The sequence below is a fragment of the Propionispora vibrioides genome (assembly GCF_900110485.1).
In the GTDB taxonomy this organism is placed as follows: Bacteria; Bacillota; Negativicutes; order Propionisporales; family Propionisporaceae; genus Propionispora; species Propionispora vibrioides.
On the sequence record NZ_FODY01000018.1, the window covers coordinates 58,288 to 81,527 of the forward strand.

The window sequence follows — 23,240 nt, forward strand, 5'->3', positions numbered from 1 at the left end:
GTAAACACCGCCTATTGCTTTTCTTTTAATACCATAGTGATATAGAAACCATTCTCATGATTTTTATTTTCAGATAAGTCAATAGAACCATTATATTCATTAACAATCCTATTAACGATCCACATTCCCATACCAGTTCCAATAACATCTCCAGTAGTGGACCGTTTATCACTTTCAAATGGTTCCAATATCAGCCGGGGATTTTTTTTGTATGCATTCGACAACCCTACACCACTATCATAATATTGTATTATTATTCCATCCTCAATAGAACTTATACTTATATTTATTATTTTTTCTGCCGCCCGAGAACCATCAAAAGATGAAGTACTATTAGCAATTAAGTTGTTTAAAATACTTTCAATTTCATATGGAAAGCACTTAAATACAATATCGTCGATGGTTTTATTAATTTTAATATTCTTAGGAGATAAAGCAGACTCCCAGTCTAAAATAAACTTCGACAAAAGTTGATTAAGATCTGTATTTCGCATAGTGCGTTTATCTCTTCTAACTGACTCGACTGTTACTTTAAACCAAGAAGTAAAAAAGTGCCTAATCTCATTTGCCTCTAGTACATATTTTAACCCTTCATCAATATTGGCATCGATATGAAGAGCATCCTTAGCCATAGAAATCTTCATCCCTAATTTGTGAGTAATTGCTTTGATTTCATGAATATATGTATTCGTCACAATACCAGTAGTCGCCAAAACTCGTAACATTTGTAACTCATTTTCAAGTTGCTTAATAGTAGAATCTTTTTTTTCGACCAAGACAGAAACTTTTTTCACGTCAATAAATTCAGGCCTATAAATTTTATTTTCTTGTTTTGCTTGTTGTTCTTTTTGAGCATCCTGTTTCAGCTTTTGTTCTAACTCTTTCTCTATCTCTTCGGTTGGATGCAATCGATCATAATAATCATTTAATGTTCTGCAGACAAACTGTCTGTCCCGTTCAAAAAACCTAATGATATTTTGTATAAATTCCTGTAAGAGTAAAAATTCCTTTGTTTCAACAATACCTTGTCTATTAGCTTGGTCAGGTAATGTAATATTTGTTCTTGATATATAAATACTCCCATGAATTTGATCTGAATTTACACGCCAAGCTCCTGTTTTATGAGATACAGCTGCTGGCGATTTATTTTTTCGTAAAGCTAACATAAGCCAATCTACCGATGTAGATTTAGGATCACCATAAGGCCTAACTCTGAACCCATCTCTATAAATTCTAACTCCACCAAAAGAATCTCGAATATCTGGGCGGCCTGTTATATCTTTGTAATAATATTTTTCACGTTCTACTCTAGGTGCTGTAAGTTTTGCATAATACAATGTGCCTTCAAAATTTCCGATTGTATTCTCTATATGCGTCTTTCGCCCCAGGACTTCGGTAAAACTAGTATTCTCAATAATTGGTGCACCTTTAAAGTAATTTTTCTGATCCGTCACAAATCCTGCTTCACTTGTTACTTTTTCAAAATCATCCCCAAAATCAAATTCATCACGATTTATTGTAATGGTAACATTACCATTACTAAGTGCTTGAAATTTTATTTTATAATCATAAGAAAAACCATCCGTATCTTGTAAAAGCATAGCGTCTTTTAAAGATGTATTGCTTTCAAAAAAATAAATATTAAATACTTCTTTAAACTCTGGCGGTATCAACGTTTTCAAATTTGATTTTATACTCTCGATAGTTGCAGTATCCCAACTATCGCTTAAATTAGTAAGACGAAAAATTGAACCTGTAGTTGCAAATTTATCTGCAACTAATTTTATAACATCTTTATTTGTAACTTGACCCAAAAAGTCCAAAAAAGAAATATTTACTTTATTAAGCTCAGCTGTAATATCTGTGATTTTCTGTCCAAATTGAAAGACAGACCAATCTACCTTCCATAGCAAATGTTCCTCTTCAGAGATTGTTACCAAATTACAATTATCTGCAATTCTGTCTAACGCGAATCTCCCAATCCCTTTTGCACCTGTTTGTACGCGGCCTTTCTTTGTTTTAAACTCTATTTTCTTTGATGAACTCCCTATAGTCATCCAATGCTTGAGAATTACAGCTTCTGTCATCCCCGTTCCATTATCTCCTATATATAAGGTACTGGTTTCCTTTTCAAAATACAGCAAACAAACTGAAGCATCAGCATCATAGGTATTCTTAACAAGTTCTAATACTGCACCATCTAATTTTGATACATTTTCACGACCTATTAATTTAGCAGTATACGCATCTACGTTAAACGGGATATTTGACATAACCCTTCCTCCTGCTCCTCAATTTTCATTTCAATAGACTTACTGGAAAAGTAAAATTATTTACATCTTTAGGAGATATTCTAAATGATTTTCCATTTGAAATTACGCCTACATTTTTTGCATATTCCAAAAACAAATCACTACGCAAAATATTCACAGCAGTTGAAAGATCATATATTGGTTGATTATTCTTAGGAACAATATATAATCCCGATGTTGGAATAACCAATTCATTAAGCAGAGTAACTTTTACATGTCCGGTAATCAATGTTGAAATTAGTATTTTTTTTTGATTCAAGTGTGCTAACGCTTGTACACGTCCATATTCAAACCAGTTAATCCCTTCATCGTTGTTCCGTTCGCTTAAAATTTTTTTAAATTGAAGTAAATATCTTACCGCACATGGAAACTTTTTACGAAACTCAACGTCTGAATATTTTTGCAAACCTTCTTTAGTATAATAGTAAGGAAAAATTATGTATTCTTTTTTCTCATAATTTAAAGACCTAGGACTTACAGCTTCTCTTAATAACTCTTTTTCTATTTGTTGACCTTTGACAGTGATATAATTATCACCTTCAATAAAATCAGAAATAATATATACTTTATTTAATAAAGTAGCAACGCTACTAGCAGCATGAAAGTAATCTCCAAAACGCACAAATTCTACGCCTTCTGGATTTGCGATATTTTCCTTTAATACCCATTTTCCTTCAAGTAATTCCTTATTTAGAATATATTTTTTATCTTCGCTAAGATTGTGGTATGTAATACTTTTACTAGAGTTATCTAGATCACAGATAATTATAGCTGAAGCCGTAAGTTTGCCTGCGAAAAGCTTTTGATTTTTATAGTCATAGATATCAGTCAAGTACGGTAAAATATAATTCCTTAAATTTGATGCAAATTGATTTTTAAATATATTACTAGGAATTAAATAAGCTAACTTCCCTGTTTTTTTTAACGATTTAATACTCGCCTCAATAAAAGCATAACAATAATCAAACTTGCCAATTACACAGGTTTCAAAATTTTCACGTACAAAAACTCTATTACTTGGATCAATTTCTTTATATGTTATGTAAGGTGGATTCCCCACAACAAAATCAAATTTATTAGTAATTTTCTGTTTAAGAAAATCCCCGTGAAATATATTCCATTCCACATCAACCAGACCATATTCACCAGCGATTTCATCCAGCTTAGCCTTACAATTGATGATATGCGCAATATCTATCTCTGCTGCCCAAATATCTTTTTCAAGGCCTTTTTTTATTTTGTCCACCGACACTTTTTTATCCATGCTATCAATAATATATCGTTTAACAATTTCCACCAAAATGCTACCATCACCACATGAATTTTCGGCAACCTTTTTCCCATATAGTCCTTGGGTATAACCAATGTAGTCCAACAATTCTTGAACATTTCTATTTGGGGTGAAAACTTGACATTTGGTATTAACAGACATTTTTTCACCCCTTCATTTCAATAATTTTAACAATGCACTCTTCTGCTCGGAAGAAAGAGTTGACCATTTTTCTAGCATTTCTACTTGTTCCTTATTAAGTGCAACTAATTCGCCCTCGTCTGCAAAAAATTGTGATAGTGTTATACCAAAAGCACCGCAAATATCTTCGAGAGTGCTAATACTAGGATCATTATTTCTATTAAACATATTCGAAAGAGTTGACTGAGACACTCCTGATAACTTTGATAATTTATATACACTCCATCTGCGTTCATATAGAAGTTGTTTGATTCGTTCTAAGGTATTCAAAGATACACCCCCACAATTGTATAGTATCCATTCTACTATACAATTGGGTTGTAATCAATAACTCATAAGTGTATTGAAACATAATTTGATAACTCTATTTTCCCATAATTAAATCGAAAGTGTCCATATGGACACCTTCGATACATCATCGTGCTAATTCAGCCCTTTTAGAATGCTGTTCATTTAGCTAAAGAAATTTAATATACTAAAAAAACAATGGCAATTGAAAAGAACATTTACTGAGGGTCTGTAAATAGTTTTGTGCTATTTCCTCATCAGGATAAATCCGATTTGACCTTATCAAGAAAGAAAACAGAGAGTTCCAAAAGAATTTTTTCCCAATTCTGAACCCGTCCCGTCCATTTACGTAATACATCCATCGTGGCCAGATACAGCATTTTGGGCAGGGATTCGTCATTAGGGAAGATGCTCTTACCCTTCGTTACTTTGCGTAATTGCCGATGGTAGCTTTCAATCATATTGGTGTGGTATAAATGAGTTTACGAATTTCCGGTGGGTATTCAAAGAAGGTAGATAGCTCCGCCCAATTGGTTCGCCAGGAATTAAGGATCAACGGATATTTGTCGCCCAAGATATTTTCAAATTCTTCCAGCGCTCCCAGAGCCAGACTTTCTGAGGCTGCCGTATACTTGGAAGTATTTCATATCGTTACTGTCAGATGCATGCTGGAACCATCCTACAATAACCCATGACCCGTTTTCCAAATCCAAATGGATATCAGCGCTTATAGTAACAATGTTTCTGCCAATCGTACCTGGTTTTTCGATTTCAAAAAAGTAAATTGCTACCAAAAATCCTCAGGGACGGTTCTATAGAACCAAAAATTGATATTAGAATTCTAATCCTTTACTAAATCTTTCTCTACCTATAAAAAATATCTAATAAGTCTCCCTGTCAAAACCCATCCTAGCCGCTAACGATCAAGTCATATACAACTTTACTATCGTTATAGCCCATCCCATTTAGCTAGGTTAGCAGTCCCATATCTTTTTTCAGCTTTTTCCTGCCGAGAGAAGATGTCTTGGAAGTATTCCATATCGCTACTGTCAGAACCACGCTGGAACCATCCTACAATAACCCATGACCCGTTTTCCAAAGCTAAATGGATATCAGCGCTTATAGTAGCAATGTTTCTGCCAATTGTACCTGGTTTTTCGATTTCAAAAGAGTAAATTGCCACTGCACGCAGCCTGCTGCCATCGTAGGTTACATCTTCCAAGCCATGGAGAGTATAATTCTTTACCGGAAGTGAGCGAAGCCGGTCATCAGGTACGCTTCGTAAATCGGGGAAAATTCTCTTCATAGCGGCTGTATCTTTCTCACTTATAGCTGTAAAATATGGCACAAGGGTACGTATTATCTCCCGCTCCGCACCAGAAACCGTCTGTCCGTCCTTAGCAGCAATAGGGAGCGATTTAATAGGCGAGCCACGTTTACCGGCGTCATAGTCAGTTAAAACAACGCGCCGTAAATGCCGATAGAAAGTTACTTTCCCGCCACTATCCAGCGACATAATTAAGTCTCCGGGTAGATGCTCTACTTTAGCAAGTAAGACTTTTTTTGTTATGACATTTACACCCCAGAGTTCCGGGGTAGCCGAACCTTGCTCAGATATTGTTATAAACCCATTTTTAAAGCTAAAAGCTGCTACCTGATCCGGGGATTTCTTTAAGACGTTATCTAAATCCTTAGGCGTTACCTTACGGAGGGGATCATCAGTTTTTATCGAAACCATTTGCCCACTATCGTAAAAGGCAAACCATTGGTAGGGCAATGGTCCTGGATCAAACTTAGAGACTTTTGCCATATCAGGATTCGTAGGAACCAGTTCCCAGTATCCGATCAGTTGCGGTCTTTGGGCAAACTGTCCAATAGAAGCCTCTTCAGCCATTACAGGAACAGCAACTAGGTTTATGACCAATAATACTAATAGGAATAGCCTTCTTAAACTTAGCATGTAAAATCCTCCTGTTAAATACTTTGCTTACAGGTTCCAGCCTCTCAGCCTCTCGGTCAATCTCCCGGTTTTAACCCTACAGACTAACCATTTCGTTAACCTCTATCCTTCATAAACAAAAGGTTTTTAGATTTTTCCCTAGTCACCAAAATACCGTTTAAGCTTAACCAATGCCGGGGCATCCAGTATATCCAACGCACCGTCTGTCTGTTTTTCTATCAGTTTGAGGCATTTTTCAATCCGGCTAAGCATGGGGCCAACAATACCGCTCGTTTGGTTTATATAGGCGTATATGTCCTTGACTCAAGTGGGAATTTTAGGTCCCCGCCGCCTGAACCACCTCAAATAATTGTTTGTTGAAATAAATTCGCTCCTTGCCAATTTTCTGCGATACAAGGAAACCAGCTTCTTCTAGCGCCGACAAATAACCGGCCGCTGTCTTGCGCGAAACACCGAGACCTGCTTCAACGTAAGCTGTTTTGGTATAAAACTCATAAAATAACAGCTCCACCAGTTCTTTTGAATAAACTCGCGGCAGCGTATTTTTTATGTCTTCCGCAGTCTTGTCCACCACTGCATTAATTTTTTTCACCAATAGCAATGTCTCTTCGGCGGTTTGCTCAATGCCATCTAGGATAAAAAGAACCCATTCCTCCCAAGCTTCTTTCGTCCGAACTTCCTGTAGCAGCCGATAATAGGCGCTTTTGTTGCGTATGATGTATTTACTAAGATATAGGATGGGACTGTCTAACAGTTCTTTAAGAACCAGGTATAAAACGTTTATAATTCTCCCGGTGCGTCCATTCCCATCATAAAATGGGTGGATCGATTCAAACTGGTAATGAATGACTGCCAATTTGATCAACGGGTCAATCGCATCATAATCATCATTGATATATCTTTCCAGGTTTGACATAAGTGCAAGAATTTCTTGTTCATTACTGGGTGGCGTATAAATCACTTCACCCGTCGTCTGGTTTTGCAAGACTGTTCCTGGTAACTTTCTGATACCGGCCCGATTTTTCTCAATGTCTTGTTGGATTTCAACAATCATATTCGTGGTCATCATCTTTTTTGCTTTGACGAGTTCATACCCTTTCCAGAGAGCCGTCCTGTAATTTACAACTTCCTTGGCTGCGGGATTATGATAATTTGCTTGAGACATAGCCTTAAACAATTCATCATGGGTGGTTATTATATTTTCTATTTCGGAACTATCCTTCGCCTCATTGATGGTCACTGCATTGAGCAAAATGTTCTTATTTGGCATCGTATCGGCAAAGCCTTTTAACTCCGCCAGTGCTCTGTGGGATCTGGCCAACTGTTTTAAAACTTTCTTAGTCTCAAGGTCAATATCAGGTGGTAAATATTTTAACGTGCTATCTTGCATCGTATCGCTCCCTTTTATTCCATTATATGGGTAATCACTTCCTATATCAATATAACGTGAGTAAAAAACAAGAAAAATTACCCACGTTTTAAAAACATGAGTAAGCGTTACCTATATAATTAATACAAATTGTCTCTTACTCCGGGAATTTTTCTAACCCCACTCCTTCCTGCAGCAAAAAACGAGCTGTGATTTCGATTAGTATTTCGGCACACCCAATAAATGATATAAGTTGATTTTTCACTTCTAATATCATTTGCTTGTTAACGGCTGAAAATTATTAAGCATTTCGGTAAGGTCTGCAAAAAGCTCCTCATACCTTTCCACACGGCTATCAGTAACAATTTTATAATAGGTATCTTCTAATACGAATTGCACGAAGATTATATTTCTAAGAATCACGCTATCATCAGGTCGTTGTACAACCGCGAAAAGAGCTTTGTGTCCCTTGACATATATTATTTTATTTTCAAGCAGTGTATAAGTTTTTTCAGAATCAAACGCAGACTTAATTCGTTTACAAAGTTCTTCCTCACTAAATTCATCCAATGAAAAACCCGTTTCTTTATTCAGCATACTTATCGGGAAAGACTTTATAGTAATATTACCGATAATATAATTTGCATCATTGATACGTTTCATTTTCCAAAACAACGCGCCATTCTCTTTCGTTGAATTAGATATAAAGAACCACTCTTCAGGTAAACTAATCTTGAAGTTTTGGTCTTGATTCTCATATTCACGAGCACTACAAATTCCTTGTAAAATAATAAGAAGTACAAATGTGAATATAAATATATAACGTTTTTTATAAAACCGCATGATATTTCTCCCTATGTTCAGAGGTTCGGTTCAGCAACCCTTTATTTAAAATTACAGTCCTTATTTCTCGTGCTCACTTCCCTCTCCCACTGGCCGCTGTCTAAAACAAAAAGGTTATTTAGATTTTTCAAGAGTCACCAAAATACCGCTTAAGCTTAACTAATGCCGGGTCATCCAGTATATCCAGCGCACCGTCTGTCTGTTTTTCTATCAGCTTGAGGCATTTTTCAATCCGGCTAAGCATGGGGCCGACGATACCGCTTGTTTGGTTGATATAGGCGTATATATCTTTGACGCAAGTGGGAATCTTATAGCCCTGTGCGCTGCTGGCAATCAGCACACCTGCGTCTCTCAGTGGCGCTACGATCCGGCGATACAGATACTCCCGCGTAACCTTCACTTCTGAAAGGCCTGACAGCATCCTAATTAGTTCACTGGAATGGATATACAGGGAATCGCTGATATTGTGGGCTGTAAACAGCAATCTTTTTAAGAACAAAATACGCAGGCGAATTTCTTCCTCGTCAGCATGTTTATTGCGATCAATATAGGTTGCCGCACATTGATCGGCCAGTGCATAGATCTGCTGATCAAACGAAGGGTTGGCATTTGCGCCCGCCGTATAAGGTACGATTTGCTTAGGAAACCTGATGATTTCTCGAATCTTGCTGCCGCATATTTTAAGTGCGTCCGGTGCTTTATTATCCGTCACATGCTGCATAATAGTCCCGGCGATAAAGTCCGCAATTTGTACGATATGACTATTACGACTGTCTACATAATCGAAATCATATTCATTAAACAGATTCGGGGCCGGTCTGTTTCTACGGACATAGGTCCGGAACTCTGCCTGAAACTCGGAGGTTCCATAGTCTTCTTCTACGATTTTCAGTTTCGGATAAAACGCATACATCGACTCGTACAACTGCTGATGTAGAAACTTTATAAAAGTTCCTTTATACTCCGTAAGCGGTGAGTCTTTATAAAATGCCTGCTTGTCCGCCATAAGGATAATAAGCGAAAAATCCAGGTTCAACAATTCGGCTACTATCTTTGCCCGTTGGGAATGCTTATTGCCAAGCGAGTTCGACTTGATTTCACCTTTTCCGAAATACTTTCGGCGCAATTCGTCAGCTTTTTGCTCGATTTCAAGCAGGTTCTCATTGTTGACCACCACGGCGCAAACAATATAATGTGTGGAAACACCGTCTTTTTCAAAATCAAAACCGAAGTTGCCGCATTCAGCAATATATGCCGTGCGTCCGGGCTGTGTGGTAAAATGATTCAAACGCTCAATATCCTCAAACGTTAACTGATATCCTTCCATACGTAGTCCTCCTCACGGCATGTATTTCACTTTGCTGTAAAAACCAGAATAGCCTTACTAGCCTTTCAAGTTTTATAGAAGCATTATCTTTGAATTTCCTATGAATATTCTACCAATTCTCCAGTTCAGGACCATAGTCCTGCAGTTTTGGCCCTTAAATAACCAAAACTTACAAAATATTCATCGCAACCAATGACAAAAAAAGCCAGGCATTCAAACCATTTTCTGATTTGACTGCCTGACTTTTTTATCCGGCTATAGCTTGCTCAAGGCAAGCTCTGTATAGGATTCTTTGAGGATAACGGTAGGACTTCCCGCTTTTATCTATCAGATAAAAGCTGTCCGGCTACACCGATATTGTCTTTCTCGTTTTCTTTTATCAAAACGGTAATGCTCTGTTTCGGTACATTCAGAATGTTCAAGGTTGATTCGGTAAACTCCTGTACTAACTTGACCTTCTGTTCCCTGCTCATTTTGGATGCTTCTAAGGTAATAACCGGCATGCTAATCTCTCCTTTTCATTATTAGTTATTTTTCTCTTTTAATTCCAAATATATAGCCGCCACATCCAGCTTGGCTTTTCCATTCTGCTTGGCTTCTTTATACCCCCTTTCCGCAGCGCTGGCAAGCGGCAAGGTCATGGCGTTTTCCTCGACGGCCTCTTTAATGAGGCCCAGATCTTTGGCCATAAGCTCCAGCATAAACTGGGAAGGGAATTCTTCCCGCGCATACATATCTTTCTTTAGCTGGAAGAAGGCATTGGAAAATGCTGACTGGGAAATCAGCTCCAGGATCTGTTCTTTGGCAACACCTAATTTTTCAGCAAAGAGTACTGTCTCAGCAAAGCCTTCGCCTATAATGGCAAGCAATAAATTGATCGCAAGCTTGGCCGCACTGCCCTTTCCATTTTCACCAAAATAAATAGTTGCCTTTCCCAGGATATCGAAATAGGGCTGGCAGGTGGCTTTGGCTGTTTCATCGCCGCCTACCAGGACAACCAGTTGGCTGTTTTGGGCGGCGCCAACAGATCCCGATACAGGTGCGTCCAGGTACACGCCGCCTTTAGCCGCAACCAATTGGGAAAATGCTAGGGAGTCCTTGGGCGAAATGGTACTCATATCAACAATAATCTTGCCGGCGGTTACGGCTTCCAGCACGCCGTCCGGCTGGGTCAGTACGGCTTTTACCGCGGCAGCATCGGTCAACATGATAAAGGTAATATCCGACTGGGCCACCACCTCTTTCGGCGAATTGCTCCGGTTTGCTCCAGCCTGGACAAGTTCTTCCGTTTTCGCCACAGTACGATTGTAGACAGTGACTGTATTTCCCTGTTTCACAAGATTTCCGGCCATGGGAGTTCCCATATGACCCAGGCCAATCCAGCCTAACCTATTCATCTTTATAATCCCTTCCTAAACTCCAGCATTTCGCTATGGTGTCACCTGTCCTTAGATAAGTTCTGGTTGGCATCTCAAATAAAACCGGTCTGATTTTTTCATAGTTAATGTTGCCCGATTCATCCAGCATGTTTTCTTCCACATAGGTATTCACTACCTTCAAAATGAAATTGTCATAATTGCCATGGTCATAGATATCAACCACTTCGCATTCCATCGAGAGATAGGCTTTATCGATAAGCGGTGCACTCTTTAATTCACCCATACGATAGGCAAATACCTTTGATTTATCCGTCCTGCTCCCCGTCGCAGTACCGACATAATCGGCCTCGACAAGCATAGCTTCGTTCACCAGATTGATTGATACTGTTTTGTTCTCTTTGATGCCCCGGTTGCTGTAATGCTCTTTCCGGCTGCTGATCATAACCCGGTCTAGTCCGATAAGGCCAATATGAGCAATGTTCAGCCAGTTTACTCTGCCCTCAACTACGGTGCCAACGATCGTAGCCGGTGTAGGGTATAGTCCGATTACGGAGCCAATGTTTTTCTTCATAGTATGTAGTCCTTTCTATCCCGATATTTTTATAGTTCCGCCAATAGAAAGATCCCGTTGACATGTATCTTTATAGGAGTTCTATCCGCATCTATCATGGTCTGAACAACCGGTTTCCTGCGGGTCAAAACTCTCGATACCTGTCATTTCATTAGTATTAAACTATGTTATCATTCTAGTCATCCTACCTCATTTTGGCAAGAATGCACTTTTTTGTAACATAGTATCCAAACGGAAAGTAAGGGCATAGTGGATGGTAAAGAAACCAGATACTTTTAAACTCCCAAGTCAAGCTAACTAAAGTTAAGCAAGAAAAACCAAGCGATCAAACCGGATATGATTTAATCGCTTGGTTTCTTATAAGGCAAACCGGAAAGGACGCTCCCCTAGAAACTCGCATCAGGCTAGGCCTGGTAATAAACCATAGCTGTCGTCTTTACGCTACATCTTGGTCAAAACTCAAGGAAATGACGCGCCGGCTCAATCCACCAACATTTCTCTAATGATCTCTTTTACTAAAGCTATCTCCTCCTCACTAAGCCGGCCTACCCGATCACAAAGCCGATTCTTATCAATAGCCCGAATTTGGTCTAACACGATCCAGCCTGTGACGCTGCCAACCTGCATTTTCGTTCGGGTAGGATAGCCTTCTCGCCCCTGACTTGTAACCGGTGCAATAATAATCGTTCTAAGATGATCATTCATTTCCGGAGGAGATATGACTACACACGGTCTAACTTTGTTAAGCTCCGCCCCTCCGGTAGGATTCAGATCTACCCAATAAACAGCATATTGGTCAATCATCCTTCCATTCCTCCAGTAAATCTGCATCCGAATCATCGGGGATTAAGATTTGATTATCCCCCTGCTTTGCTATTTTCTTAAATGCCGCTCCCCATCCCTCACGCGGACTTTTAATCGGTTTTAAGATAATATTATTAAACCGCACTTCAATCTCAACCTTTTTATCAATGCCACATTGCTTCAAAAGTGACGCCGGTATTCTTACTCCCTTAGAATTGCCAATCTTAATAATATCCGCTTTCATATAAGCCTCCGCTAAGTAATTACTTTGTAATTACATTATATAGGATATTTCGATATTATTCAAGATGACTGCTCATTATTATTAAGACCGTTCCCGGGAGCCATAGCCACTGTAACCGAAAGGCTTTCTCTCAAGAACGGTCTTAGACCTGCAGTTTATTCATTTAAAAGTGATCATCACCGAAACTGCTAGAGCAAGCTCAAGTAAGATTTACCTGATTGGCAATCTGGTCTCGCCAAACATGATAGCCAAGCTCATTCAGATGCAGTCCATCGGTTGTATAAATAGCAGGAAGCCGTCCGTTGGAATCGCTAAAGGCAGGTACGAGATTAAGATAGCGGCAGCCGGTATTCTTAGCCAATTGCTCAATCTGGCGGTTAAGCTGCTTAATGTTGGCGTTGGTCCGTTTATTCCTGGCCGGAAACAGCTCATCATTAAATGGCAGGACACTTTCCACATAAATTTTAGTCTCCGGCGATTTTTGTTTTAGCTGATCAATGATGCGTTGATAGTTTTCCATAATATCAGGAATGGCACGGTTATAGCAAAGGTCGTTGGTACCGATCATAATAAACACCTTGGCCGGTTTCAGGTCTGTCACTTGTTGCAGCCGTTGCAAGACACCTAACGTGCTGTCACCGCCAATCCCCCGGTTTAGTACGGGGTATTGCGGAAATAGTTGAGACCAGTTCCCTTCATCGGTCATGCTGTCACCCAGGAAAACAATCGGATGAACCGAGTGAGGTTCCAGCGAAAAGTAAAGACTGCGCACCCGGTAATGGAGTGTAAGATACGGCGGATCCTGCGGTGTACGGCCCAACTGATTGCTCCAGTCCCAGAAACGCGCCTCATCTTCCTGGGCAATGGCTGCCAGGGGAGAGTAGAAATGGGTAAGACCGATAAATAAAGCGAGTAAGGCAATCGTGATGTAGCGAATTTTCATAGTAATTCCTCCAATAATGTAGCTGTCGCTTGGGCAAAAAGTAGTACTGCAGCTTGCCTCCGGAGGCCAGTTCAGTCCCCTTATATATATAAATCACCTAGTAACTTGTGAACCAAAAGGATACTTCGCTGAAACACCTAACAACTCCTTCAAATTAATAAGTTTTTAGTTGCCAGTATGTTAATTTTTAATGCTTCTGTCTATAACGGGAGCATTTATTTTGGCTATAAGAAAAACCTCCAAGTCCGGTGCGTTACTTACACCAGCTTGGAGGTTTAGTTCTCCGGATCTCCATAGCAGATCTTTTACCCTTTTATTTATCGGATTTACGGTGTACTGTTTTTGGCAACAATGACTGAGCTGGCTGCCACCATCAGCATTGTTGCAGCAACAACAACAAAGGCAAACGGAAGACTGATTGAATGAGCCATAAAACCGATAAGCGCCGGCCCGGCCAAAATACCTGAATAGCCCAGGGTAGAAACGGCTGATACGGCCAGGTTTGCCGGCATGACTTTCTGGCGGCCCAGTACGGAATACAACACCGGAACGATATTGGAAGATCCCAGTCCCAGCAAGGCAAAACCAAACAGCGCGGCCGTCCAGGTTGGAACGAATACGGCAATGGCAATCCCTGCTGCCGCACCAATCCCGCCAAACAGGATCACATTCTTGCCGCCGAATTTGGCAACAATCCGGTCCCCCGTTAATCTGCCGATCGTCATGGTAACGGAGAATAAAGAATAGCCCAGCCCCGCCTGCGACAGTTCAACACCGCGCAGTGAAGTTAAAAATACGGCACTCCAATCCAGCATGGACCCTTCGGCCAGAAAGACTATGAAACATAAAATCCCGATGAAAAGGACAATGCCCTTAGGCAAAACAAATAAGGGCCCCTGCTTTTCCTCACTTCCGTAGGGCAGCAAGTACCTGCCAAACATCACTAACAGGCCAAGGATTATCACTACAACACCTAGCATTGCCGCCACTGGCGATACACCGGCTTCCAGCAAGCCGCTCACACTGCCGGCCCCAACAAAACCGCCGACACTCCAGAGTCCATGAAAACCGGACATCATGGGCCGGCCACTGGCTTTTTCAACAATCACAGCCTGGATATTGACGACCACATCGATCATACCAACTGCGGCGCCAAAGACCAGCAAGGCAACTACGGCTGCCGGTATGCTTGCCACCGTAGCAAGAAAGGGTAAAGTAATACACAGGAACAGACTGGCAAGCCCAATAATCAGCCGGCAGCCAAAGCGTGCCGCAAGCAACCCGGCAAAAGGCATGATACTGATCGAGCCAGCTCCCAGGCACAATAAAAGGAAACCAAGCGCAGCCTCATCAACACCGAGGCGCGCCTTGGCATAGGGAACCAGCGGAGCCCAGGCCGAGATGCCAAAACCGGCAATAAAAAAAGCAACCCGGGTGGATACTTGTTCCCAAAACCCCGGTACCTGTTGTTTAGAAAGCGTGCCCTCAGCAAAGGGCAATGCATTACCCATTTTAGCCATGTTATCCCCTGCCCATCCTACGAATTATAACGAGAATTCTCTACTAGCGGAACAGACTACAATCTTTTTTCGATCAGTTGAACATCACAGGCCAGGCTTTCCAGGGTAATGGCAATCAAGCCATTGATATAATCACCCTGGATATTCTCCTCAATCAGGAGCTGTGGCATATGTTCCTGCGGTATGATCGCTTCGCAGTCAGTATAAAACTGTTCCAGCATATCTAGCCGGACCAGGTTGCCTGTCAGCACAATGGTTTCCGGATTAATGACGGCAATGATCGATACAATCGTCTTTACCATTAAAAGGGAAACCGAATTGGCCCGGTTGAGCTGTTGAATTTGTTCCTCCCGTGAAATATCAAAGGGTAAATACGAGACTTCCCCGGCAAAGTTAGTATTGCCTCGAACAATGTGACCATCGACCATAATGCCCGCCCCGGAACAATTATCGCGGGGAAAAATGACCACCGCTATGGTCTTGTCTTCGTCATATTTTTGTTTTTGGTAAAAGCCATAGGCGATTAGATTGACATCATTCTCCACAGTAACCGCTACATTATATTTTTCCTTTAATCTGGCTGCCAGGGCGATATCTGCCAGTTCCTTGATGTCACAGGAAACAATAAAGCCTTTGTTCACAAGCCCGGGTACACCGATTCCAAGGGCCGTAATATTTTCGTAGCGGTCAATGAGTTCTTCCACCAGATTATCTATAACTTCATAAGTTATGAGGGGAACCTCAACCGTCTGCTGCGCAATCATCTCACCGATCAAATTAGCAACTGCATAAATGATCCGCTGCCTTCCGCCTTCATTACTTACATAAATACAGGCAATATAAGAATAATTTGCGTTGTACATAAACCGCCGGGCCGGACGTCCGCCGCTGGACTGTTCTAAGTCAGTCTCGATGACTTCGCCCCGTTCCAATAGCTCGTTTAAAATATTGCCGCAGGTTGCGACACTTAAGCCAGTTGCATTGGCCAACGTGATTTTGGTGCCGCCTTTTAAAGCTTTCAATGCGGTCTTAACCAATTCAACATTGACCTGTTTAACCCGGATAGTATTATTAACTATTGGCATCTTACACGTCTCCTTATCTATCTAACTCATTTTACAGTTTGCTTAGCTTAGCAAAAGTCAATCCGCGCTAAGAGCCGAGAACATAATGCCTTTTTTAATTCATTCAGCGTTAACAAAAGGTATAGTTATATACCTGCTACATTCCAGCCGCTCTTTCAACAATACTTTAAATAACTCTTATTAAAAGTATTATATTAATAATATAGTATTAATGCTCTTCTTTGTCAATTACTAAAAACACTATCTCTATCTCATCAATTCGCCATAAAAAAACCTCCAAGCCCGGTGCTTTTACTTTACACCAGCTTGGAGGTTTACACAGTTCCATGCTCTCTATATCATCCTTTTCATCATCAGACAAACGCTGTCCGCCTGCACCGCTATACATAAAACTCCCGATACGTTGGTATTTCCAGTGCTGCCAGCCGCCCGCCGAAGCAACTGCCGCAGTCAATCCCAATTTTGTCCTTATAGACTTTATCGTACCAGATTTTTGCCTGCTTCCTCTTATTAAATTTCGGATTGTAAGGAGACAAGTTCCAGGTGGGAACATGCCCAAATATCAGCATTTTATCATGATAAGCCGGACAAAACGGAAACGATTCGTCCATCCAGATTGTGTCATTTTCCTCATTGTTTTCAATAGATTTCGTCGTATTGGCTCCGGCATGGGCAAAAATATACCGGCCTGTCGTGTAATAAAAGGGTAAGGAACTGATGAACTGCAAAATATGCTCGAGGCCTTCGGGCGGTAAGTTTTTAATTTCCTGAAACGTGGAATATCCACCATGATACATATACCAATTATACAGATCTTCACTTGGCTGGGTACGCCAGTTTTCCGTTGTCAGCATTTCCACAATACTGTCCTGAGCAAATCTTTCGTGATTTCCCTTGAGTACAATCGCTCCTTGCTGTTGAAGCTTTTGGCAAATCGCCAGGGTTTCCAGGTTCTCGCGGCCCCGGTCCAACAAATCACCGACAATGACCAGCAAATCATTGTTGGGATCGTAATCGCATACTTTTAATAAAGCCAACAGGCTTCTGCTTTCCCCATGAATATCGGAAATGGCTAGTATCCTGTCTACTACACGCATAAACTCACCTGCTTATTTATTTTTGATTAATATCCCCCCAACCATTAAGCCTCTATCAAGATAGAAAAAATATAAGCGGAAGGATTCCTTTACCCTATCCATCCGCTTATGTCTGCCTTTACTCACTGATTTTATTATTTATCGCTTCATTAAGAATATTTCGTTTAAGTTGTTCCAGCGTTGCCTGATTCCACTGGTATTGCTCTCCTGATTCACTAAGCGGGTATGCCTTCAATTCATTCTTACCCGTTTTTTCAAAGACCAGTGCCGGCCGTTCAGAAGAATTATCATAGACTCTAGCCATATCCGCAACTTGAATCGCCATAGGCAAAAGCCCCATAGCCCTGGTATATCTGGCCGCTATCTTTTCTTCAGGTACATTATGCCCGCCTTTTGCTACCCTGTCCCGCACCCGCTGGACATTGATCGCCGGGTCTTGCGTTGTTACATAGATTAGGCAAACTTCATAGCCGGCAGCCTTAGCCTGGCTCATAAGATGGATTTTAGCCGGTGTAGACATAACCGTTTCGGTAATAAACGAAATCCGCCCGTCGATAGCTTGCTGACGCAATTGATCCGCCTGATTTGCCGCATCACGATTTATAGCATCCATTTGCGCTTGACTGACAGTTTTTACATCCACATCGCCCAGCTTCTCTCTGGTCATGTCATCAGCATTAATATAAGGACCGTCCAATGTGCCTCTCTGGATAGCTATTTTATTCATCGTACTTTTACCGGAACCATTGGGCCCGGCAAACACTACCAGTACCGGCTTATCATTTCTCATTCTGTTCATCCTCATACAGCGTACTATACTCTTTACGGCCATCCTGATATACATAGTATATGCCACTCTCATCCCCATGAGTACTTGGCCTACCCGCAGCATGGGTCTCTTCTATCGCCTGCCGCGCCGCATCGGCGAACAGGGCTTCACTTTCTTCTTTAGTTAGCTCCCATAGTTTTTTCATTTATATATCACCGCCCCAACGTCTATTGCAAAAGTCATTTAAAAATTATAGCCAATACGGTTTGCATCATAAAACGTACGATCGGCTCCGTTTTTCTGGTCAAAAGTAAAGACCATGTCTTTGCTCGCCTTCGTAACAACTCTAAGTTCAACAGGTTGCAAAGGATTAATATCATATGCATTAAAATAGGCAGTTACTCCCATATGAGCCCATGATCCGTCGAATTGTGGAAAAGAGTACATCACACTATAGGGGAATATATTATTTCCGTTTTGAATTGCAACAAGCCTTATGCTGCCAAGGTTATTTGCATTATATTGATTAAAAGTAAAAACGACCCTTGCCTGATAAGAATTAGCCAGTATAGTCAATCTATCGACTTTAATTGGTTCAAAAGTTTTCTCCGATAGAATACTTTCTGTTGCAATCCCCGCAAACGGTGTTAACCAATACGCATCGCCTGAAGCTTCTACCGCGGAGAAGAAACCGCCCTTAGATACTTTTGCTGAGTTATTACTGACAAATGCAATATTTTTTTGTTGCGCTAAGGTTCGACCTGCAGACAAAGCCTTTTGTTTATCAATATCTGATAATACCGGCTCTCTAGTTACAGCAGGTTCTATCCCCTTTTCCCTAAATAGTTTAACAATTTCTGTATTGCCAAACAGTTCAGCTATATCAGCTGCCCCTCTGCCTTTATTATCTTTCCAGTTTAAGTCTATATTAGGCTTTTCCATTAATATTTTTACAGCCTCATAGTTGTTAGAATAGGCCGCTGTTGTAAGCGGTGTCGTATTATTGGAACTAATGTAATTCGGATCCATACCCGCATCTAAAAATAAAGACAAAGCCGCATTATCTTTTTGTTGTATCACTCTAAGAAAAGCATTTTCGTTATAGGAAATTTTCAATTGGGCTAATCCAACTCTTGCTTCTTCCGGCGTTGCAGCTAAACAGATGCCACTCAATAGAATTAGAATTGCAAAAACAAATAACAATATTTTTTTCATAAATATCCTCCCTGATTTTTATAGGAATCTGTTACCAATTCTCTAAGACGGGACCATAGTCCTTCACATTTCGTCCTGAAATAACCAAAACTTACAAATAATTCATCAAGAACCAGCTTTATAAAAAACAAGCGATCAAACCGGAAGGGTCTGTGATCATTTAACTTTTTGTTAAAGTGGGTTACTATATAGTTTACAACTAATTTTTTAAGCTTCTGGCACCAAATTTTCCCTTGATTAGTTGCATATTTTCTCATCATGGGTATAATATAATAAAAGGACTGGCGTGCTCGACACACGCCAGCCCTACAGGCTGTCTAACCGGAAAACGGCTAGCCCAAATTGCATGTTATTAGGAAATAACCGCCATCTGAGCAGGGGCGGTTATTTCTTTTGGGTCATGACCAATACCATGAGCGTGGCAAATGCGACCGCAAATGTCAATGCCTCATAAACAGTCATCTTACCATCCCCTTCCTGGAAAGGAAGGAGCTAACCGTCCCCCGAGCAGCCTACAAACCTATTATAGCATATTTTCCCAGGAGAGTAAGAAAATACTTTTCTTGTGAATGTTTCCCCGCATTGGGGGTAACTGTCTCACTATTCCTCTACCGTTATTGTTTAATCAAGCCTTCCCGTCCGGCGGCGTATTTAGACGGTAAAAATCATATTCCTTCCTAATAAAGAAAACCTCCATCTAAGGCAGCATGACGCCCCAGATGGAGTAACTTTTTAAGTTTATTCAAGATTAGCATGAAACTTCCATAAATTTTTTAGCTGAATTTCTTTTTTCTCCACAATCATTTTAGCAATAGTATCTCCCAGAAGTAATAAGCTTTGTTCAAACAGGCTGGACATGGGTTGCTCCGATTGGACTTCATCCTGTAAGTAAAGTTTCGTTTGCACCGGTATTCTCACCATTAAATCCGTTATCGGTGCTAGGCTGCTATGTGGATTGGAGCCAAAGTGTATTATTTTCCCGCCTATTGTTTTTGCTTTCTGCGCTATGGCCACCGGTATCAGGGATTCTCCACTTCCCGATGCAACAATCAAGATATCTCTGTCGGTCATGGCCGGTTCGGTAATTTGTCCCACAATAACCGTGTAAATTCCTAAATGGGAAAGTCTTTTGGCAAAGGCCTCAATCTCCAGCTTAACCCGGCCAACACCAATAAAGAATACCTTATCCGCTTGTAGGATCAATTCAATGCATTGTTTGATATCTTCCTCCCGTACTTTTGCCAATGCAATATTGCATTCCGCTAAAATAGATTGATAAGTTTGTTGATAGTTCATTTGCCTCCGCCGCCTCCATGATTTCTGGCTGCCAAACCAAGTTGAATCTCTTTATTCATTTGCGTGAAATTATCCCGTAAGGAAGCCCCCTTCCAAAAAAAGCTGGTACTTCCCGCAACCAGGCAATCTGCTCCCGCGGCTACGACATCGGCTATAACGTTCAGAGAAACCCGCCCATCTACAATAATTTTAGACTGCAGTCCCTGCTTTTCTATATATTCTCTGCATTCTCTAATTTTTCTCAACGCGTAAGGCACCATGGTTTCCCCTTTGTGTCCGGCATAGCCGGGACTAATCAGCATCAGCAGGACATAATCACAGCTTTCAAGTAAATAATGCATGACCTGCAAAGGAGTTGCCGGATTCAGAGCAATACCGGCTTTAATGCCGGCTGCTTTAATTAATCGTAGCATTCTCTCTCCATGAAGAGCCGCTTCATAATGAAAGGTAATACTCTGTACGCCGATGTTTATCAGTTCCTTAATAAAAAACTCGTTATCTTCAGCCATAATATGAACATCAAAGTCCAGGCTGGATTTAGAGCGTAATTGTTCAATGACCGTTAATCCCAGCGGCATACTTGGACTAAAGTGCCCGTCGATCAGATCCACATGCAGCGAAGTAACACCTATTTTTTCTATTTCTTTTATCTGGTCCAGCAAGTTACAAAAGTCTGCACAAATAAGCGATGGCGAAATAACAATCTCGCTACCGTTTTTTAATAAGAAGTTATTTTCCATTCAGCTTCCCCTCCTAACAATAGTTCCGGTGGCCACCTCTTCCCGCATTGATCCAAGCTATAACAAAGATAATTCAGCTTCGACAAACTGCGGAATGAATGTCAAATCCGGTATTTGCCGATAAATCAGTTTTTTACCTTCATCGGGAACGATGGCTATATCCGGTATCCAAACAACTTTAATCCCCGCGCGATTTGCAGCCAAGATGCCATTATATGAATCTTCCAATACCAGGGTCTGCCCGGCTTCTACTCCACAATTGGCACAGCATGTCTGAAAAATTTCCGGATGTGGTTTCCCTGCTTCAACTTGATCGCCACTCACAACCAGATTAAAGGCATCGCTTAAGTTTGTTTTGTCTAAATAAAAGTCAATGGAGTCACGGCAACTGGAAGAAGCAAGTGCAAGGTACATACCTTTTTCCTTTGCCCATTCCAGACACGAGGCTAACCCTCTCTTTTGGGGAACACCGTACTTTTTTATGTAATTACGCATACGGTCTGCTTTCTTTTGATAAAGTTCATTAAAGGGAAATTCTTCTCCAAAAAAACCGTTATATTTTTCCCGGGCAAACTGCACGGTTGCTCCTTTGGTTTCATTCAGTAAAGCTTCCGGCACGTTATAGTCATAAGAATGACAGACTTCTAACCAGCATGTGTTGGATAAACGTTCTGTATCAAACATGAGTCCATCCATATCAAAGATAATAAGCTTGATCATCCACCGTCCTCCTTTCGCCGGTCTGATAAAAAAGATTGAATTTCACTATCTTTACGTAAAATTCAATCTTTCTCTGATTTTTTCTATTGCTTCGGCTGTATCTGCAGATCATTTATTATTTTGTCATAGCATGTTTCTATTCTGGAGACCAAGGAATGATTGTTTTCCAATCCGCAATATTTCATAATGCAATAACGAATTCCTTGCTCTTTTATTTCCTCCTGAAGTTTTACCGCCATGGGATCCTGGGGATTCGTATACGCAAAGCCATTGGCAATGGACTGTATAATGGCGACCGGATCTATATCATTCTTTAAACAAATCATAGCCATCCCTGTCAAACGGTCATTTCTCCCTAACTTGCGGATTGGATCATAGGCCACCCGATAAATTTGGTCTTCCATTTCTCCCTTTGCCACAGGAAACACAGATAGCCGATCCAGATCAGTTTTAGTTATCGGATATTCCCGTAAAATACCTTCATAAGCTTCTCCGTGAACCGCCTTTACCAAAGCAGCGCATTCCGGATCGGCCCGGACTTCATTAATTGTCCGGTAACCTTTTAAATATCCGGCAAATGCGGCGGTGACATGCGGACCATTTACAATAAATACTTTGATGTCTTTTAAAAGCTCCAGATTATCGCATGGTTCCATCCATTCCACATCATCCAGGCCAACTAAAAGCGGCGACTGGATCAATAAGGACAATACGGCGGTAGTACGTACCTGCAAGGCTGCATTGGACTGTGCATCCGTACCCCGTCTAATGATCGTATCTCGCAACGCCACATGTTCTTTAAACCAGGCTTTTGCCGCATCTGTCCCAAGGGCGTTTAAAAAACAGGTCTCAATTCCTGGCATTAAATAATTTTTATTGGTCAAACAAAGTATATCCAGATCTTTTGTCGGGTTCAAAAGCGCCCGTTTGGCTAAACAGGGCCCTAAGTAGTTCGCTGCATCTGCAAAATCTTCCGGATAAATCACCAGCGCAATAACATCTGCAGAAAGAACAGCCTCCATACAAGGATAATCTGTTGAACAGCCAAACACCTCAAACCCCTTTACTTCGTGTTGATCGATCCTGTCTTCCCGGTGTACGGTCACATGATAGGCCTTGCTTTGCTTTAAATTTTCAACAACCTCTTCGTTTTTATCCAAAAAAGAAATTTTCCAGCCTGCATTGTCGAAGGTTTCACCAATAAAACCTTTTCCTAATCTCCCGGCGCCTACAATTAAAATACTTTTCATACATTCTCCTCCATAAGCCGGCGACCTTACCTTCTAT

The 23,240-nt window shown here is 40.9% G+C and carries 24 protein-coding genes and 1 pseudogene; all 25 read right to left on the reverse strand.

What is annotated here, in order from left to right:
• Positions 1-11 precede the first annotated feature (11 nt).
• Positions 12-2,273 carry a sensor histidine kinase gene (locus tag BMW43_RS13940; protein WP_091748773.1) on the reverse strand — a complete coding sequence of 754 codons (2,262 nt, stop codon included), beginning with the start codon at positions 2,271-2,273 and terminating at the stop codon, positions 12-14.
• Positions 2,274-2,298: 25 nt separating this feature from the next.
• Entirely contained in the window at positions 2,299-3,744 is a 1,446-nt protein-coding gene (locus tag BMW43_RS13945) for an Eco57I restriction-modification methylase domain-containing protein (RefSeq protein WP_091748776.1), read from the reverse strand.
• Between the two features lie 12 nt (positions 3,745-3,756).
• Positions 3,757-4,053, reverse strand: coding sequence for a helix-turn-helix domain-containing protein (locus tag BMW43_RS13950; RefSeq protein WP_091748779.1), 297 nt, complete (start codon positions 4,051-4,053; stop codon positions 3,757-3,759).
• A gap of 275 nt (positions 4,054-4,328) precedes the next feature.
• Positions 4,329-4,702 (reverse strand): annotated as a pseudogene (locus BMW43_RS21985) (transposase); the annotation flags it as partial.
• Positions 4,703-5,020: 318 nt separating this feature from the next.
• A complete protein-coding gene (locus BMW43_RS13960; RefSeq protein WP_091748782.1) occupies positions 5,021-6,031 on the reverse strand; it encodes a hypothetical protein in 1,011 nt (336 codons plus the stop codon).
• Positions 6,032-6,347: 316 nt separating this feature from the next.
• Complete coding sequence (locus tag BMW43_RS13965; RefSeq protein WP_091748785.1) at positions 6,348-7,421, reverse strand: Fic family protein; 1,074 nt, start codon at positions 7,419-7,421, stop codon at positions 6,348-6,350.
• A gap of 252 nt (positions 7,422-7,673) precedes the next feature.
• On the reverse strand, positions 7,674-8,243 hold the full coding sequence (locus tag BMW43_RS13970; protein WP_091748788.1) for a hypothetical protein: 570 nt from the start codon (positions 8,241-8,243) through the stop codon (positions 7,674-7,676).
• Between the two features lie 127 nt (positions 8,244-8,370).
• A complete protein-coding gene (locus BMW43_RS13975) occupies positions 8,371-9,570 on the reverse strand; it encodes a DUF3800 domain-containing protein (protein ID WP_091748791.1) in 1,200 nt (399 codons plus the stop codon).
• Positions 9,571-9,890: 320 nt separating this feature from the next.
• Complete coding sequence (dmpI, locus tag BMW43_RS13980) at positions 9,891-10,073, reverse strand: 4-oxalocrotonate tautomerase DmpI (protein ID WP_091748794.1); 183 nt, start codon at positions 10,071-10,073, stop codon at positions 9,891-9,893.
• 21 nt (positions 10,074-10,094) lie between these two features.
• On the reverse strand, positions 10,095-10,967 hold the full coding sequence (locus tag BMW43_RS13985; RefSeq protein ID WP_091748795.1) for an NAD(P)-dependent oxidoreductase: 873 nt from the start codon (positions 10,965-10,967) through the stop codon (positions 10,095-10,097).
• Positions 10,960-11,520 (reverse strand): flavin reductase family protein, encoded by a 561-nt coding sequence (locus tag BMW43_RS13990; RefSeq protein ID WP_091748797.1) that lies wholly within the window; start codon positions 11,518-11,520, stop codon positions 10,960-10,962. Before BMW43_RS13990 ends, BMW43_RS13985 begins: the two co-directional genes overlap by 8 nt.
• Before the next feature lie 480 nt (positions 11,521-12,000).
• Entirely contained in the window at positions 12,001-12,324 is a 324-nt protein-coding gene (locus BMW43_RS13995) for a type II toxin-antitoxin system PemK/MazF family toxin (protein WP_091748799.1), read from the reverse strand.
• Positions 12,317-12,568 (reverse strand): AbrB/MazE/SpoVT family DNA-binding domain-containing protein, encoded by a 252-nt coding sequence (locus tag BMW43_RS14000; protein WP_091748802.1) that lies wholly within the window; start codon positions 12,566-12,568, stop codon positions 12,317-12,319. Before BMW43_RS14000 ends, BMW43_RS13995 begins: the two co-directional genes overlap by 8 nt.
• Positions 12,569-12,767: 199 nt before the next feature.
• The gene (locus BMW43_RS14005) at positions 12,768-13,511 is read right to left on the reverse strand and encodes a GDSL-type esterase/lipase family protein (RefSeq protein WP_091748804.1); all 744 of its coding nucleotides are present in this window, start codon (positions 13,509-13,511) and stop codon (positions 12,768-12,770) included.
• Positions 13,512-13,837: 326 nt separating this feature from the next.
• Complete coding sequence (locus tag BMW43_RS14010; protein WP_245732483.1) at positions 13,838-15,031, reverse strand: MFS transporter; 1,194 nt, start codon at positions 15,029-15,031, stop codon at positions 13,838-13,840.
• A 56-nt stretch (positions 15,032-15,087) separates the two neighbouring features.
• The gene (locus BMW43_RS14015; protein ID WP_091748807.1) at positions 15,088-16,116 is read right to left on the reverse strand and encodes an ROK family protein; all 1,029 of its coding nucleotides are present in this window, start codon (positions 16,114-16,116) and stop codon (positions 15,088-15,090) included.
• A gap of 208 nt (positions 16,117-16,324) precedes the next feature.
• Positions 16,325-16,477, reverse strand: coding sequence for a hypothetical protein (locus BMW43_RS21205; protein ID WP_177173604.1), 153 nt, complete (start codon positions 16,475-16,477; stop codon positions 16,325-16,327).
• A gap of 19 nt (positions 16,478-16,496) precedes the next feature.
• Positions 16,497-17,213 carry a metallophosphoesterase gene (locus BMW43_RS14025; RefSeq protein ID WP_091748811.1) on the reverse strand — a complete coding sequence of 239 codons (717 nt, stop codon included), beginning with the start codon at positions 17,211-17,213 and terminating at the stop codon, positions 16,497-16,499.
• A 118-nt stretch (positions 17,214-17,331) separates the two neighbouring features.
• Positions 17,332-18,003, reverse strand: a complete 672-nt coding sequence (locus BMW43_RS14030) for an ATPase (protein ID WP_177173605.1) — start codon at positions 18,001-18,003, stop codon at positions 17,332-17,334.
• On the reverse strand, positions 17,993-18,187 hold the full coding sequence (locus BMW43_RS21210) for a hypothetical protein (protein WP_177173606.1): 195 nt from the start codon (positions 18,185-18,187) through the stop codon (positions 17,993-17,995). The genes BMW43_RS14030 and BMW43_RS21210 overlap by 11 nt, the downstream gene beginning before the upstream one ends.
• 38 nt (positions 18,188-18,225) lie before the next feature.
• Complete coding sequence (locus BMW43_RS14035) at positions 18,226-19,197, reverse strand: ankyrin repeat domain-containing protein (protein ID WP_091748814.1); 972 nt, start codon at positions 19,195-19,197, stop codon at positions 18,226-18,228.
• A 738-nt stretch (positions 19,198-19,935) separates the two neighbouring features.
• Positions 19,936-20,493 (reverse strand): 6-phospho-3-hexuloisomerase, encoded by a 558-nt coding sequence (gene hxlB / locus BMW43_RS14040; RefSeq protein WP_091748817.1) that lies wholly within the window; start codon positions 20,491-20,493, stop codon positions 19,936-19,938.
• Positions 20,490-21,233 (reverse strand): ribulose-phosphate 3-epimerase, encoded by a 744-nt coding sequence (locus tag BMW43_RS14045; protein WP_091748819.1) that lies wholly within the window; start codon positions 21,231-21,233, stop codon positions 20,490-20,492. The genes hxlB and BMW43_RS14045 overlap by 4 nt, the downstream gene beginning before the upstream one ends.
• Positions 21,234-21,290: 57 nt before the next feature.
• Positions 21,291-21,953: an HAD family hydrolase gene (locus BMW43_RS14050; protein WP_091748821.1), complete on the reverse strand. Its 663-nt coding sequence runs from the start codon at positions 21,951-21,953 to the stop codon at positions 21,291-21,293.
• Between the two features lie 83 nt (positions 21,954-22,036).
• Positions 22,037-23,203, reverse strand: a complete 1,167-nt coding sequence (locus BMW43_RS14055; protein ID WP_091748823.1) for a mannitol dehydrogenase family protein — start codon at positions 23,201-23,203, stop codon at positions 22,037-22,039.
• Positions 23,204-23,240: the final 37 nt, after the last annotated feature.

Coding starts and splice junctions, on each gene's coding strand:
- BMW43_RS13940 (WP_091748773.1), bottom strand. CDS start 2,273: ATGTCAAATATCCCGTTTAACGTAGATGCGTATACTGCTAAATTAATA.
- BMW43_RS13945 (WP_091748776.1), bottom strand. CDS start 3,744: ATGTCTGTTAATACCAAATGTCAAGTTTTCACCCCAAATAGAAATGTT.
- BMW43_RS13960 (WP_091748782.1), bottom strand. CDS start 6,031: ATGCTAAGTTTAAGAAGGCTATTCCTATTAGTATTATTGGTCATAAAC.
- BMW43_RS13965 (WP_091748785.1), bottom strand. CDS start 7,421: ATGCAAGATAGCACGTTAAAATATTTACCACCTGATATTGACCTTGAG.
- BMW43_RS13970 (WP_091748788.1), bottom strand. CDS start 8,243: ATGCGGTTTTATAAAAAACGTTATATATTTATATTCACATTTGTACTT.
- BMW43_RS13975 (WP_091748791.1), bottom strand. CDS start 9,570: ATGGAAGGATATCAGTTAACGTTTGAGGATATTGAGCGTTTGAATCAT.
- dmpI (WP_091748794.1), bottom strand. CDS start 10,073: ATGCCGGTTATTACCTTAGAAGCATCCAAAATGAGCAGGGAACAGAAG.
- BMW43_RS13985 (WP_091748795.1), bottom strand. CDS start 10,967: ATGAATAGGTTAGGCTGGATTGGCCTGGGTCATATGGGAACTCCCATG.
- BMW43_RS13990 (WP_091748797.1), bottom strand. CDS start 11,520: ATGAAGAAAAACATTGGCTCCGTAATCGGACTATACCCTACACCGGCT.
- BMW43_RS13995 (WP_091748799.1), bottom strand. CDS start 12,324: ATGATTGACCAATATGCTGTTTATTGGGTAGATCTGAATCCTACCGGA.
- BMW43_RS14000 (WP_091748802.1), bottom strand. CDS start 12,568: ATGAAAGCGGATATTATTAAGATTGGCAATTCTAAGGGAGTAAGAATA.
- BMW43_RS14005 (WP_091748804.1), bottom strand. CDS start 13,511: ATGAAAATTCGCTACATCACGATTGCCTTACTCGCTTTATTTATCGGT.
- BMW43_RS14010 (WP_245732483.1), bottom strand. CDS start 15,031: ATGGCTAAAATGGGTAATGCATTGCCCTTTGCTGAGGGCACGCTTTCT.
- BMW43_RS14015 (WP_091748807.1), bottom strand. CDS start 16,116: ATGCCAATAGTTAATAATACTATCCGGGTTAAACAGGTCAATGTTGAA.
- BMW43_RS14025 (WP_091748811.1), bottom strand. CDS start 17,213: ATGCGTGTAGTAGACAGGATACTAGCCATTTCCGATATTCATGGGGAA.
- BMW43_RS14030 (WP_177173605.1), bottom strand. CDS start 18,003: ATGAGAAATGATAAGCCGGTACTGGTAGTGTTTGCCGGGCCCAATGGT.
- BMW43_RS21210 (WP_177173606.1), bottom strand. CDS start 18,187: ATGAAAAAACTATGGGAGCTAACTAAAGAAGAAAGTGAAGCCCTGTTC.
- BMW43_RS14035 (WP_091748814.1), bottom strand. CDS start 19,197: ATGAAAAAAATATTGTTATTTGTTTTTGCAATTCTAATTCTATTGAGT.
- hxlB (WP_091748817.1), bottom strand. CDS start 20,493: ATGAACTATCAACAAACTTATCAATCTATTTTAGCGGAATGCAATATT.
- BMW43_RS14045 (WP_091748819.1), bottom strand. CDS start 21,233: ATGGAAAATAACTTCTTATTAAAAAACGGTAGCGAGATTGTTATTTCG.
- BMW43_RS14050 (WP_091748821.1), bottom strand. CDS start 21,953: ATGATCAAGCTTATTATCTTTGATATGGATGGACTCATGTTTGATACA.
- BMW43_RS14055 (WP_091748823.1), bottom strand. CDS start 23,203: ATGAAAAGTATTTTAATTGTAGGCGCCGGGAGATTAGGAAAAGGTTTT.